This window comes from Pseudomonas sp. CFBP 8771 (assembly GCF_014841695.1).
Classification (GTDB): domain Bacteria; phylum Pseudomonadota; class Gammaproteobacteria; order Pseudomonadales; family Pseudomonadaceae; genus Aquipseudomonas; species Aquipseudomonas baltica.
On the sequence record NZ_JACYUJ010000005.1, the window covers coordinates 295,746 to 307,966 of the forward strand.

Sequence of the window (12,221 nt, forward strand, 5' to 3'; positions counted from 1 at the left end):
TTGAAACTTCCGAGTGCCCAGCACTCGTTTCCTGTTACAGACTCTGCAGCTTGCGATGCAACATCGAAACGTTGCTTCCCTTGGCCACGAACCCTGTAAGGGTGTCTGCAAGAAGGTGCGAAACTCTATCAGCTTCCGCTTTGCTTGGGAAGGCCCCAAACACACAACTTCCAGTGCCTGTTAGCCGAGCTTCAGTGAATTTGCCAAGCAAATTCAGTGCGTTACGTACATCAGGGTAACGACGCTCTACTACTGGCTGGCAGTCATTACGACTGTTTCCCTCAAGAACGGGGCGCACTTTAATGGGCGCCGAGTCACGTGTCAACAACGGATCCGAAAAAATTTCCGCTGTACTTACAGAGACTTGCGGTACAAGCACGAGATACCAGGGCTGTGGCAGTTCGACCGGGGTCAGTTTCTCGCCCACGCCTTCGGCGAACGCCGCATGGCCGCGCACGAACACCGGCACATCGGCGCCCAGGGAAAGCCCCAGCTGCGCGAGCTGATCTTCACTGCAGCCGGTCTGCCAGAGGTGGTTCAGGGCGAGCAGGGTGGTGGCGGCATCGGAGCTGCCACCGCCGATACCACCGCCCATGGGCAGTACCTTGCGCAACCAGATATCGGCGCCCAGCGCCGTACCCGTCAGTGCCTGCAGCTGCCGCGCGGCCTTGACGATAAGGTTGCTGTCGTGGGGTACGTCGGCTATCTGGGTGTGCAGGCACACCACGCCGTCGTCGCGCAGGGCGAAATCCAGCTCATCACCGTGGTCGAGAAACTGGAACAGCGTCTGCAGCTCGTGATAGCCATCCGCGCGCCGGCCGAGGATGTGCAGCATCAGGTTGAGCTTGGCCGGCGCGGGCAGGGTCAGTACGGGGTTCATGGAAGTGCCTGCGCTCATGTCACTGCCCCAGCCGGCGCGGCTGCCAATCCTTGACCACCAGGGTCACGTCCAGGTCCTGGCCATGCAGCTTGATCCGCTCGGGCAGCCAGTAGCCATTCTGTTCGGTGTAGCTCAGGTATTCGACTTTCCAGCCGTCCTGGGCAAGCCCCGCGAGGCGGCTGTCGCCATCAAGGGTCAGCTGGCTCTTGCTGTCGGGGGCCGGCAGGCCGCGGACCCACCAGGACAGATGCGAAACCGGCAGTTTCCAGCCCAGTTGCTGTTCCAGCAGTTCTTCGGGGGTCGTGGCCTGGTAGCGGCCCTGATTGGCCACCTCCAGGCTGACATCGCCCGGGCGTCCGGTCAGGCGCGCCGCACCGCGCCCCAGAGGGCCGGACAGGCGGATGTCGTAGTAATCCTGACGCTGCAGCCAGTACAGGGTGCCGGAACCGGAGTCCTTGGGCGCACGGATGCCGATCTTACCGTTGATCTCCCAACCGTCGAGCTGGGTGAGTTGCTGTTTGTGCACTTGCCACTGTTGCGGGTTGCCCTGACCCTGCAGGGCTTCGTGGGAGCCCATGCCGGCGCAGCCGGTGAGCACGGCGATGAAAGTGGCAACCAGCAGGTGACGCATCATGTAGGAGGTAGGACGCAAAGACATGGATTAAAGATTCTCTGAACCGGTCAGGCGCAGGATGGTGCTGCGCAGGACAGGGCTGTCGGGTTGTTCTTGCAGGGCCTTGCCCCAGATTTTGCGCGCCTCGCGCTGCTTGCCGCTGGCCCACAGCACTTCGCCCAGGTGGGCGGCCACTTCGTGGTCGGGAAAGCGTTCCAGCGCGTCGCGCAGATAGCGCTCGGCGGCGTCGAGGTTGCCCAGTCGGTAATTGACCCACCCCAGGCTGTCCAGCACGGCTGGATCTTCGGGGTTGATCTGGTGGGCCCGCTCGATCAGGGTGCGGGCCTCCTCGAAGCGAGTGGTGCGGTCGGACAGCGTGTAGCCCAGGGCATTGAGCGCCATGGCATTGTCCGGCTCGCGGGCCAGAATGGCCCGCAGGTCCTTTTCCATCTGTACCAGGTCGTTACGCTTTTCAGCCAGCATCGACCGTGTGTACAGCAGGTTCAGGTCGTCCGGATTCTGTTTGATGGCGTTCTGCAGCACCAGCCAGGCGGCTTGGGTCTTGTCGTTGTTGGCCAGGGTTTCGGCTTCGATCAGGTACAGCTGGATCGCGTAGTCGGGCTGGGCATCGCGTGCCTCGGCCAGGCGCCGTGAAGCCTCGTCGGCGCGGCCGTTGGCGATCAGGATATCGGCTTGACGCAGCTGGGCGGGCAGGTAGTCGGTACCGACATCCACCTGGGCGTACTCATCGAGCGCTGTCTGTGGATCGCCGCGTTCTTCGGCGATGCGGCCCAGGTTCAGGTGTGCGGAGTCGACGTGGCTGCCGCGCTCCACCAGTTGCTGGAGGTAATTGTAGGCTTCGTCCCAGGCCTTGCCTTCGAGGCACACCAGGGCCAGCGAATAGCGCAGTTCGTCGTCGTCCGGGTATTGCTGAACGAGAATCGCGAACTGCAGCTTGGCGTCGTCCATGCGGTTCTGTTCGACCAGCATGCGCGCATAGGTCAGGCGCAGACGCTTGTCGTCGGGGATTTTCTTGAGGTTTTTTTCCAGCAGTGGCATGGCTTCGCTGCCGCGATCCAGCGCGGCGAGCAGACGGGCGCGCAGCAGGATGGGGGCGATTTCACCTTCCTGGGGTGGATTGCCTTCCAGCAACGCCAGGGCGCCTTCGGTATTGCCATCCTGTTGCATCAGCAAGGCCTTGCCGAAGATCAGCTGGCCGTTGCCGGGGTACTTGCCCAGCAGGCGATCGAAACTTTGCAGCAAGCCGCGCCGGGTACTTTCGTCGGTGTCGGCCGCCGACAGCGCAAGAAAGTCGAAATGGGTGTCACCCTGGCCCTGCAGGACCTTCTCCATGTACACCAGCGACTCGTCGTACTTGCCATTGCGCGCCAACTGGATGGCAGCAGCACGCTGCGCGTCGAGGTCGGCGGGGGCGTTTTTCGCCCACAACTGCGCGGTCTCCAGCGCTGGCTGATCGGCGCCCAGGTATTCGGCGATGCGGAAAGCGCGTTCGGCAATGCCCGGATCCTGCGTCTTGCGGGCCTGGGTCACGTAGTTGCCCAGGGCAAGATCGAAGCGATCACGCTGCCCGGCCAACTCTGCACTGAGCAGGCTGAACACGGTTTCCTCGCTGAACGAGCCGTAGACCTTGGGCGTCTCGTCCGGCGCAGGCGCCGGCTGCGCCACGGGAACCGGAGTCGCCTGCTCTTTGGGTGGCCATGACTGGCAGCCCTGCAGCAAGGCGAAGGCGAGGAGCAACGTGGAGGTTCTATTCATAGAGGGGATTTTGGCGGCTTACCTGCGGTCGGATCATCATGACACAAGCCACAGGTCAAACCCATAACTCGAGGTTGCCTATTAGGACAATAGATAGCGGTGGTTGTTCTGGGCCGGACGAAGTAGGACAATTACCGGCTTCTCGACATCATCAGCGACCTTGAATGGCCTTTCTCGCCCTCGGTATCAACCATAAGACTGCTTCGGTAGACGTGCGCGAGCGCGTGGCGTTTACCCCGGAGCAGCTGGTAGAGGCCCTGCAGCAGCTTTGCCGGCTGACCGACAGCCGTGAGGCCGCGATCCTCTCGACCTGCAACCGCAGCGAGCTGTACATCGAACAGGATCACCTGGCTGCCGATGCCGTGCTGCGCTGGCTGGCCGATTACCACCGTTTGAGTGTGGAAGAGCTGCGCGCGAGCGCTTATGTGCACGAAGAAGATGCGGCTGTTCGTCACATGATGCGCGTGGCGTCCGGGCTCGATTCGCTGGTGCTGGGCGAGCCGCAGATTCTCGGGCAGATGAAATCCGCCTACGCCGTGGCCCGCGAGGCCGGCACCATCGGGCCGCTGCTGGGGCGTCTGTTCCAGGCGACCTTCAGCGCTGCCAAGCAGGTGCGCACCGACACCGCAATCGGCGAGAACCCGGTTTCGGTGGCGTTTGCCGCCGTCAGCCTGGCCAAGCAGATCTTCAGCGACCTGGCGCGCAGCCAGGCCTTGCTGATCGGCGCCGGCGAAACCATCACCCTGGTCGCACGTCACCTGCACGAGCAGGGGGTCAAGCGCATCGTGGTGGCCAACCGCACCCTGGAGCGCGCCAGTACCCTGGCTGCGCAGTTCGGCGCCCATGCCGTGCTGCTTTCCGATATTCCCCAGGAGCTGGTCAACAGCGACATCGTCATCAGCTCCACCGCCAGCCAGTTGCCGATCCTGGGCAAGGGCGCGGTCGAGAGCGCGCTGAAACTGCGCAAGCACAAGCCCATCTTCATGGTCGATATTGCCGTGCCGCGCGACATCGAACCCGAGGTCGGCGAGCTGGACGACGTCTACCTCTATACCGTCGACGACCTGCATGAAGTGGTTGCCGAGAACCTGAAAACCCGCCAGGGTGCCGCCCAGGCCGCCGAAGAACTGGTAAGCGTGGGTGCCGACGATTTCATGCTGCGCCTGCGCGAGCTGGCGGCGGTGGACGTGCTCAAGGCCTACCGCCAGCAGGGCGAGCGCCTGCGCGACGAGGAGCTGCAGAAGGCCATGCGCCTGCTGGCCAACGGCGGCAACGCCGAAGAGGTGCTTGCGCAATTGGCCCGGGGCCTGACCAACAAGTTGCTGCACGCACCCAGCGTGCACATGAAAAAGCTCTCTGCCGAAGGCCGCGTCGATGCGCTGGCCATGGCCCAGGAACTCTTTGCCCTCGATGAGGGCTCAACGGATAAACCGCCGCAATGAAAGCGTCACTGCTCAACAAGCTGGACACGCTCCAGGACCGATTCGAGGAACTGACCGCCTTGCTGGGCGACGCTGAAGTCATTTCCGAGCAAACCCGCTTCCGCGCCTATTCCAGGGAATACGCCGAAGTCGAGCCCGTGGTGCTGGGTTACCAGCAATGGGCCAAGGTGCAGGCTGACCTGGAGGGCGCACAGGCGTTGCTCAAGGACAACGACCCGGACATGCGCGAGATGGCTGCCGAGGAAGTGCGCGAAGCCCGCGAGCAGTTGGTGCAACTGGAGGGCGCGCTGCAGCGCATGCTGCTGCCCAAGGACCCCAACGACGGTCGCAACGTTTTCCTCGAGATCCGCGCCGGTACCGGCGGCGATGAAGCGGCGATCTTTTCCGGCGATCTGTTCCGCATGTATTCGCGCTATGCGGAACGCCGTGGCTGGCGCCTGGAGATTCTTTCCGAAAACGAAGGCGAGCATGGCGGCTACAAGGAAGTCATCGCCCGCGTCGAAGGCGACAGCGTCTACGGCAAGCTCAAGTTCGAGTCCGGCGCGCACCGTGTCCAGCGCGTGCCGGAAACCGAATCCCAGGGCCGCATCCACACCTCGGCCTGCACGGTGGCCGTGTTGCCGGAACCGGACGAGCAGGTGGCCATCGAGATCAACCCGGCCGATCTGCGCGTGGACACCTACCGGTCCTCCGGTGCAGGTGGCCAGCACGTCAACAAGACCGACTCAGCGATCCGCATCACTCACCTGCCGACCGGCATCGTGGTGGAATGTCAGGAAGAACGCTCGCAGCACAAGAACCGCGCCCGTGCCATGAGCTGGCTGTCAGCCAAGCTCAACGACATGCAAAGCAGCGCGGCAGCCAATGCCATCGCCAGCGAGCGCAAGCTGCTGGTTGGTTCGGGCGACCGTTCCGAGCGCATCCGCACCTACAATTTTCCGCAGGGCCGGGTAACCGACCATCGTGTCAACCTGACCTTGTACTGTCTGGATGAAGTGCTGGCCGGCGGCGTCGATGCAGTGATAGAGCCGCTTCTGGCTGAATACCAGGCCGATCAGTTGGCCGCGTTGGGTGAATAGAACATGACCATCATTGCCAGTCTGTTGCGCGCCGTCGAACTGCCCGATTCCCCGACCGCGCGCCTGGATATCGAGCTCCTGCTGGCTGCGGCGCTGGGCAAATCGCGCAGCTACCTGCACACCTGGCCCGAGCGCATCGTGCCCAGCGAAGCTGCCAACGCCTTCGCCGCCTTCATAAAGCGTCGCCAGGCGGGCGAGCCGGTTGCCTATATCCTGGGCCAGCAAGGGTTCTGGAAGCTCGACCTGGAAGTGGCCTCGCACACATTGATTCCGCGTCCCGAAACCGAGCTGCTGGTAGAGTCTGCGCTGCAATTGCTGCCGACCAGCTCGGCGCGAGTACTGGATCTGGGCACGGGTACGGGAGCGATTGCCTTGGCCCTGGCCGGCGAATGCAGTGCCTGGCAAGTCACCGCAGTCGACCGCGTCGCCGAAGCGGTGGCCCTGGCCGAGCGCAACCGGGTGCGCCTGAACCTGGGCAATGCCCGGGTGCTCGAGAGCCACTGGTTCAGCGCCCTGCAGGGCGAGCGTTTCGACCTGATCGTCAGCAACCCGCCGTACATCGCCAGTGCCGACCCTCATCTGCGTGCCGGCGACGTGCGCTTCGAGCCCGCCAGTGCACTGGTGGCCGGCGAAGACGGCCTAGACGACCTGCGCCTGATCATCGGCCAGGCACCCGCGCACCTGCACCCGGGCGGTTGGCTGCTGCTCGAACACGGCTACGACCAGGCACCGGCGGTGCGTGAACTGCTGGCCCAACACGATTTCGAGCAGATCGAAAGCCGTATCGATCTCGGCGGTCACGAGCGCATCACGCTGGGGCGGTTGCTGTGCTGACCGATCAGGAGCTGCTGCGCTACAGCCGGCAGGTGCTGCTGTCGCAGGTCGACATCCAAGGCCAATTGCGGCTCAAGGGCAGCCGGGTACTGATCGTCGGCTTGGGTGGCTTGGGCTCGCCGGTGGCGCTGTACCTGGCTGCAGCGGGCGTCGGCGAGCTGCATCTGGCAGACTTCGACACCGTCGATGTGACCAACCTGCAACGCCAGGTGCTGCACGACAGCTCCTCGGTGGGTATCAGCAAGGTCGATTCGGCCATTGCCCGGCTGGGGGCGATCAACCCCGAAATCGCCCTGGTGGCGCACCGCGCCGCGTTGGATGAAGACTCGCTGAGCGCAGCGGTTGCCGCCGTCGACCTGGTGCTCGACTGTTCCGACAACTTCGCCACGCGCCAGGCGGTGAACGCCGCCTGCTTTGCCGCCGGCAAGCCGCTGGTCAGTGGTGCCGCGATCCGCTTGGAAGGGCAGTTGTCGGTGTTCGACCCACGGCGTCCGGAAAGCCCCTGCTACCATTGCCTGTACGGTGAAGGCAGCGATGCCGAGCTGACCTGCAGCGAGGCCGGCGTGGTGGGCCCGCTGGTCGGGCTGGTGGGCAGCCTGCAGGCACTGGAAGCGTTGAAGCTGTTGGCGCAGTTCGGCGATGTGCTGGTCGGTCGGCTGCTGTTGATCGACGCACTGGGCACCCATTTCCGCGAAATGCGGGTCAAGCGCGATCCCAAGTGCCCGGTCTGCAGCGCCCGGCATGTCTGAGGCGCCTGTCGGCGTGTTCGATTCCGGCGTCGGCGGTTTGTCGGTGCTTGGCGAAATCGAACGGCTGCTGCCTTGCGAATCGCTGCTGTACGTGGCCGACACCGGGCACATTCCGTACGGCGAGAAATCCAGCGAATTCATCCGCGAGCGTTGTGCCAAGGTTGCGCATTTTTTTCACGGCCAGGGCGCCAAGGCATTGGTGCTGGCCTGCAACACGGCCACGGTCGCTGCGGTGGCGGATCTGCGTCAACGCTATCCCGACTGGCCCATCGTTGGCATGGAGCCAGCGGTCAAACCTGCCGCGGCAGCGACCCGCAGTGGTGTCGTCGGTGTGCTGGCCACCACCGGCACCCTGCGCAGCGCCAAATTCGTGGCACTGCTCGATCGTTTTGCCAACGAAGTGCAGGTCATCACCCAGCCGTGTCCCGGACTGGTCGAACTGATCGAAACCGGCGATCTGGACAGTCCGGCGCTGCGTCTGTTGCTGCAGGGGTACGTGCAACCGTTACTGGACGCTGGCTGCGATACCCTTATTCTGGGCTGCACGCACTATCCGTTCCTCAAGCCCCTGTTGGCCACGATGGTCCCGGCCCACGTGGCGCTGGTCGATACTGGCGCCGCAGTAGCGCGTCAGCTACAGCGATTGCTGAGTGCCGGAAACCAGCTGGCTGACGGGCCGGCGCGGCCCGCGCAGTTCTGGACCAGCGGATCGGTAGATATTTTTCGAAATGTCCTACCGAAGCTGTGGAAATTTTCTGACAATGTGCAAGTATTCACGTTGTAAAAAAAATGTGAAAAAAACGGGGTGTAACACTGAACTTACGTTCCAACTCCGATTCCATAGCATGTCCATTTTTTCGACAAAAATTCTTACAACTGCATTCGGTAGGATGTTTCTCATGAAGAGACTGTTCAGTTTGGCTGCGCTTGCGGCTTTGATGTTGGGGCAATCGGTGACCGCGAACGCGGCCGACCTATCGTTTTCCGCGGGCGAAACGGGCGAATCGTCCCAGGTCTATCGCATTGGCTTGCAATCCAACTGGGACAAGAGCTGGTTCCAGACCGACGTCGGTCGCCTGACCGGCTACTGGGATGCCGGCTATACCTACTGGGATGGCAAGGACTTCAAGGACAACCACAGCCTGTCGTTCGCGCCAGTATTCGTCTACGAATTCGGCGGCGGTTCGATCAAGCCCTACATCGAGGCCGGCATCGGTGTCGCCGCCTTCGCGCACACGCAGATCGAAGGCAACAAGCTGGGTTCCTCGTTCAACTTCGAAGACCGTATCGGCTTCGGGTTGCGCTTCGGTGGCGGTCACGAGCTGGGTGTGAGAGCGATCCACTACTCCAACGCCGGCATCAAAGAGCCAAACGATGGTATCGAAGCCTACACCCTGAACTACCGCATGCCGCTGTAAGCTGTCCCTCGGCCAGCATTGGCCGTCGCGCGGGCAGGGTTCCCTGCCCGCGATTGCTTCAATCCTTCTTTCCTATTTGGCTTTGCGTGGCAGGTTCTTGAATGCCGCCAAGGCGCGTGCGCGTCCTTCCTTCAGATCTACGATCGGCCGGGGATAGTCGCTCTGCTTGAGTGCGTCACCTGACGGCGCATGGACCTGCTTGCGATCCAACCCTTCCAGCTCGGGCAACCATTGCTTGAGAAACACGCCTTGCTCGTCGAAACGCTGCGACTGGCTTACCGGGTTGAAAATCCGGAAATAGGGCACCGAATCGGTACCCGTGGATGCACTCCACTGCCAGCCGCCGTTGTTGGAACACAGGTCGCCGTCGATCAGATGCTGCATGAAGAAACGCTCGCCCTCGCGCCAGTCGATCAGCAGGTTCTTGCTCAGGAACATGGCGGTAACCATGCGCAGGCGGTTATGCATCCAACCGGTGGACACCAGTTGACGCATCGCCGCATCGACGATGGGGATGCCGGTGCGTCCTTCTTTCCACGCCTGCAACTCGCTGGGCGCCTTGCGCCAGGGCAGGGCGGCGTATTCCTCGCGAAACGGCCGGTGCATCGAGACGCGCGGATAGCCCACCATGATGTGCCGGTAGAACTCGCGCCAGATCAACTCGCCGATCCAGGTCACGGCGCCGACGTTGCCGCTCTCGAACTCACCGCGATTGCTGTTGAGTGCCGCATGCAGGCACTGGCGTGGAGAAACCACGCCGGAAGTCAGGTAGGCGGAGATCTGGCTGGTTCCAGGGTGGGCGGGTAGATCGCGCTCGACCTTGTAGTCTTCGATCGGTTGGTCGGTGAAGGTGTCCAGGCGCTTGTGCGCCTCTTCCTCACCGGCCGGCCAGAGCTTGATCAGCGCCTTGTCGGGGACGGCGAAGCCTTTCACCTGATCGGGCACTGTGTCGGCGGCAATGTGCACCGGTTTCTGCGCGCGGGGCTTTTTCACCAGCGCCGGGACGGACTGGTGCAGGCGTTCGTAACAGACCTTGCGGAACTGGCTGAAGACCTGAAAATAAGTGCCGCCTTTGGTCAGTACGCTGCCGGGCTTGAACAGCGCCTGATCCAGATAACGGTGCAGGGGAATGTCCACCTTGGCCAGGGCCGCTCCTACTGCCTCGTCGCGGCGGTTCTCGTTGACACCGAACTCGTCGTTGCAATGCACGGCCTCGATCTTGTGCTCGGCGCAGAGCGCGCTGATGACCTTCGGTGCCTTGTCCCAGGTATCGGCTTCACGCAGCAACAGGGGGATGTGCAGGGCCTTGAGGCTGGCGCTCAGTTCCTTGAGATTGCGCAGCCAGAAGTCGACCTTGTTCGGTGAGTCGTCGTGCTCCAGCCATTGCTTGGGGCTCAGCAGGAACACGGCCAGGGTCGGGCCCTGCTCGCAGGCGGCCGCCAGGGCGGGGTTGTCGTGCACTCGCAGGTCGCTGCGCAGCCAGATCAATTGCATGAAAGCCTCGTCATTCGAATTCAGGGTTGCCGGTCGGCCAGCACGCCAGACGCCTGCAGCAACTGCTGGGCGTGCAACGGATCGGTCGCCAGGTGCAGATCGGCAATGGGGGAAGGGCCGTCGCCTGCGGCGGCGCGGTGAATGAGCACGGCCGAGCCCACCAGCCATTTGGGGCACGTGCAACCGACCAGCAGCCGCCTCAGCGTCGCGAGGTTGAGGGCCTTGTCGGCGTACAGCACCAGAGCGCGTGCCTGAAGCTTGTCGCAGGCCAGGGCTAGCTCACCCGCCGGCAGCGGCGCGTCGAACACCTGCACCGGGCAATCGCTGCTGCTGATCAGCCAGGCGCCGAGCCACAGGTAAGGGTCCGGAGTGACGTCGGCCTGATTGACCAACACCACGGGCGCGCCGTTCAGCTGGCGATTGTTGTGATAGAGGCGCGCACCCAGTTTGCTGCGCAGCCAGCCATGGAAGAACACCCGCTGCATCTGCGCGCCGAACTGGCCGGCCCAGCGCTGCTCCAGATCGGTCAGCAGCGGCAGCAGCAAGTGCTCGCACAGGGTGGCGGGTGGATACAGGGCCATCGCTTGATTGAACAGATCATCCAGTTGACGCTCGGCCATGTCGGCGATGGCCTGGATCAATGTCTGGCGCAGCTGCTGCCAATCGCTCTGGACTTGCGGCCGGGCATCGCGAGGAGCGTCGAGCAGTTGCTTCACCTGGCTGACGGCCACGCCCCGGTTGAGCCAGGTCAGCACGTGCTGGATCCGTGCGATCTGCGCGGCGTCGTACAGGCGATGGCCCTTGGCGGTGCGGTGAGGCACGATCAGGCCGTAGCGCCGCTCCCAGGCCCGCAGGGTGACTGGGTGCACGCCGGTTTGCCGGGTGACTTCGCGGATCGGCAGCCAGTCGGTGCCATTGGCATCAGATGGCATTGCGCAAGCTCAGGTTTTCCGGGTGCGGCTGCAGGTAGGTCTGCTGGGCGATGTATGGGTCCGGATGGACGCGGAACAGGTGCTTGAGCAGCGTCATCGGCACCACCAGCGGCACAATGCCCTCGCGGTACTGATTGATCAGTTGTTGCAGTTCTTGCTTGTCCTGCGCATCGATGTCGCGCTTGAGGTAGCCGCTGATGTGCTGCAGCACATTGCTGTGGGTGCCGCGGGTGGCGCAGCGCTTGAGCGCCTGCATCAGCTCACTGAAATACTGCGGGCCGATCTGCGCGGCATCGCCGCGGCCCATGCTGCCCAGCAGCTTGCCCAGAACCTTGTACTGCAGCGGGTTGTTGGCCATCAGCTGGTATTTGAAGCGCGAGTGGAATTCGGTCAGGGCGCGGCGCGTCAAGCCGTCCGCCAGCAACGCTTGCCACTGGGCATAGGCGCCGACGCGCACGAGGAAGTTTTCCCGCAGCACCGGATCGCACAGGCGACCTTCCTCTTCCACTGGCAGATCGGGGTGGCGCGCACAGAATGCCTGGGCATAGATGCCTCGGCCACCTTCGCGCTGGGGAGCGCCGTTGTCTCGATAGATCTTCACCCGCTCCAGGCCACAGGACGGCGACTTCTGCATGAAGATGTAACCACAGAGGTCGGTCAGCTCGCCGGCCATCCGTTCGCCGTAGGCGGCCAGGGGCGCGGTGACGTTGATCTCGGGGTGTACGGTACCCACGGCCTGGGTGTGATCCTTGTCGCCGACCAGGCGAATCGGCTCGCGCGGCGTACCCAGGCCGATGGCGACCTCGGGGCAGACCGGGACGAACTCGAAATGCTCGACCAGGATCCGACTGCACCAGCGCGATTCCTTGTGCCCGGCGTTGTAGCGCACGGGTGCGCCGAGCAGGCAGGCGCTGATTCCGATCTTGGGTTTGCTGACGCTGGGCTCTTGCATGACGGACCTCTTCTGAAACCTGTACATACTGACAACGCTGTACAGCATAGTT

General features: G+C 63.2%; 12 protein-coding genes. 6 read left to right on the top strand and 6 right to left on the bottom strand.

What is annotated here, in order from left to right; translation table 11 throughout:
- Positions 1-34: 34 nt before the first annotated feature.
- From ispE to IFT80_RS13675, 3 genes are read right to left on the bottom strand one after another with little or no spacing between them, the layout of a single operon-like run.
- Complete coding sequence (gene ispE, locus IFT80_RS13665) at positions 35-880, bottom strand: 4-(cytidine 5'-diphospho)-2-C-methyl-D-erythritol kinase (RefSeq protein WP_185795007.1); 846 nt, start codon at positions 878-880, stop codon at positions 35-37.
- A gap of 19 nt (positions 881-899) precedes the next feature.
- A complete protein-coding gene (gene lolB / locus IFT80_RS13670) occupies positions 900-1,514 on the bottom strand; it encodes a lipoprotein insertase outer membrane protein LolB (RefSeq protein ID WP_192058765.1) in 615 nt (204 codons plus the stop codon).
- A 27-nt stretch (positions 1,515-1,541) separates the two neighbouring features.
- Complete coding sequence (locus IFT80_RS13675; RefSeq protein ID WP_122475234.1) at positions 1,542-3,269, bottom strand: tetratricopeptide repeat protein; 1,728 nt, start codon at positions 3,267-3,269, stop codon at positions 1,542-1,544.
- A gap of 164 nt (positions 3,270-3,433) precedes the next feature.
- Between IFT80_RS13675 and hemA the strand changes: the two genes are divergently transcribed.
- The 6 genes from hemA to IFT80_RS13705 all read left to right on the top strand — a co-directional run bounded on the left by hemA (position 3,434) and on the right by IFT80_RS13705 (position 8,791).
- Positions 3,434-4,711: a glutamyl-tRNA reductase gene (gene hemA, locus IFT80_RS13680; protein WP_122475232.1), complete on the top strand. Its 1,278-nt coding sequence runs from the start codon at positions 3,434-3,436 to the stop codon at positions 4,709-4,711.
- Entirely contained in the window at positions 4,708-5,790 is a 1,083-nt protein-coding gene (prfA, locus tag IFT80_RS13685) for a peptide chain release factor 1 (RefSeq protein WP_122475230.1), read from the top strand. Before hemA ends, prfA begins: the two co-directional genes overlap by 4 nt.
- 3 nt (positions 5,791-5,793) lie before the next feature.
- Entirely contained in the window at positions 5,794-6,624 is an 831-nt protein-coding gene (prmC, locus tag IFT80_RS13690) for a peptide chain release factor N(5)-glutamine methyltransferase (RefSeq protein ID WP_192137726.1), read from the top strand.
- Positions 6,618-7,373 carry a molybdopterin-synthase adenylyltransferase MoeB gene (locus tag IFT80_RS13695; RefSeq protein ID WP_192137727.1) on the top strand — a complete coding sequence of 252 codons (756 nt, stop codon included), beginning with the start codon at positions 6,618-6,620 and terminating at the stop codon, positions 7,371-7,373. Before prmC ends, IFT80_RS13695 begins: the two co-directional genes overlap by 7 nt.
- Positions 7,366-8,157 (top strand): glutamate racemase, encoded by a 792-nt coding sequence (gene murI / locus IFT80_RS13700; RefSeq protein WP_122475224.1) that lies wholly within the window; start codon positions 7,366-7,368, stop codon positions 8,155-8,157. The genes IFT80_RS13695 and murI overlap by 8 nt, the downstream gene beginning before the upstream one ends.
- Positions 8,158-8,272: 115 nt before the next feature.
- On the top strand, positions 8,273-8,791 hold the full coding sequence (locus tag IFT80_RS13705) for an acyloxyacyl hydrolase (protein WP_192054703.1): 519 nt from the start codon (positions 8,273-8,275) through the stop codon (positions 8,789-8,791).
- A 72-nt stretch (positions 8,792-8,863) separates the two neighbouring features.
- Here IFT80_RS13705 and phrB read toward each other — a convergent pair whose 3' ends face one another.
- The 3 genes from phrB to IFT80_RS13720 are packed head-to-tail and all read right to left on the bottom strand — an operon-like array spanning position 8,864 to position 12,169.
- The gene (phrB, locus tag IFT80_RS13710; protein WP_122475221.1) at positions 8,864-10,285 is read right to left on the bottom strand and encodes a deoxyribodipyrimidine photo-lyase; all 1,422 of its coding nucleotides are present in this window, start codon (positions 10,283-10,285) and stop codon (positions 8,864-8,866) included.
- 20 nt (positions 10,286-10,305) lie between these two features.
- Positions 10,306-11,217, bottom strand: coding sequence for a MerR family transcriptional regulator (locus IFT80_RS13715; protein WP_192137728.1), 912 nt, complete (start codon positions 11,215-11,217; stop codon positions 10,306-10,308).
- Positions 11,207-12,169: a YbgA family protein gene (locus IFT80_RS13720; protein ID WP_192137729.1), complete on the bottom strand. Its 963-nt coding sequence runs from the start codon at positions 12,167-12,169 to the stop codon at positions 11,207-11,209. Before IFT80_RS13720 ends, IFT80_RS13715 begins: the two co-directional genes overlap by 11 nt.
- Positions 12,170-12,221 lie beyond the last annotated feature (52 nt).

Excerpts from the sequence above, each read along its gene's own strand:
- IFT80_RS13720 (WP_192137729.1), bottom strand. The coding sequence starts at position 12,169 with ATGCAAGAGCCCAGCGTCAGCAAACCCAAGATCGGAATCAGCGCCTGC.
- murI (WP_122475224.1), top strand. The coding sequence starts at position 7,366 with ATGTCTGAGGCGCCTGTCGGCGTGTTCGATTCCGGCGTCGGCGGTTTG.
- lolB (WP_192058765.1), bottom strand. The coding sequence starts at position 1,514 with ATGATGCGTCACCTGCTGGTTGCCACTTTCATCGCCGTGCTCACCGGC.
- prmC (WP_192137726.1), top strand. The coding sequence starts at position 5,794 with ATGACCATCATTGCCAGTCTGTTGCGCGCCGTCGAACTGCCCGATTCC.
- phrB (WP_122475221.1), bottom strand. The coding sequence starts at position 10,285 with ATGCAATTGATCTGGCTGCGCAGCGACCTGCGAGTGCACGACAACCCC.
- ispE (WP_185795007.1), bottom strand. The coding sequence starts at position 880 with ATGAACCCCGTACTGACCCTGCCCGCGCCGGCCAAGCTCAACCTGATG.
- IFT80_RS13675 (WP_122475234.1), bottom strand. The coding sequence starts at position 3,269 with ATGAATAGAACCTCCACGTTGCTCCTCGCCTTCGCCTTGCTGCAGGGC.
- hemA (WP_122475232.1), top strand. The coding sequence starts at position 3,434 with ATGGCCTTTCTCGCCCTCGGTATCAACCATAAGACTGCTTCGGTAGAC.
- prfA (WP_122475230.1), top strand. The coding sequence starts at position 4,708 with ATGAAAGCGTCACTGCTCAACAAGCTGGACACGCTCCAGGACCGATTC.
- IFT80_RS13715 (WP_192137728.1), bottom strand. The coding sequence starts at position 11,217 with ATGCCATCTGATGCCAATGGCACCGACTGGCTGCCGATCCGCGAAGTC.
- IFT80_RS13705 (WP_192054703.1), top strand. The coding sequence starts at position 8,273 with ATGAAGAGACTGTTCAGTTTGGCTGCGCTTGCGGCTTTGATGTTGGGG.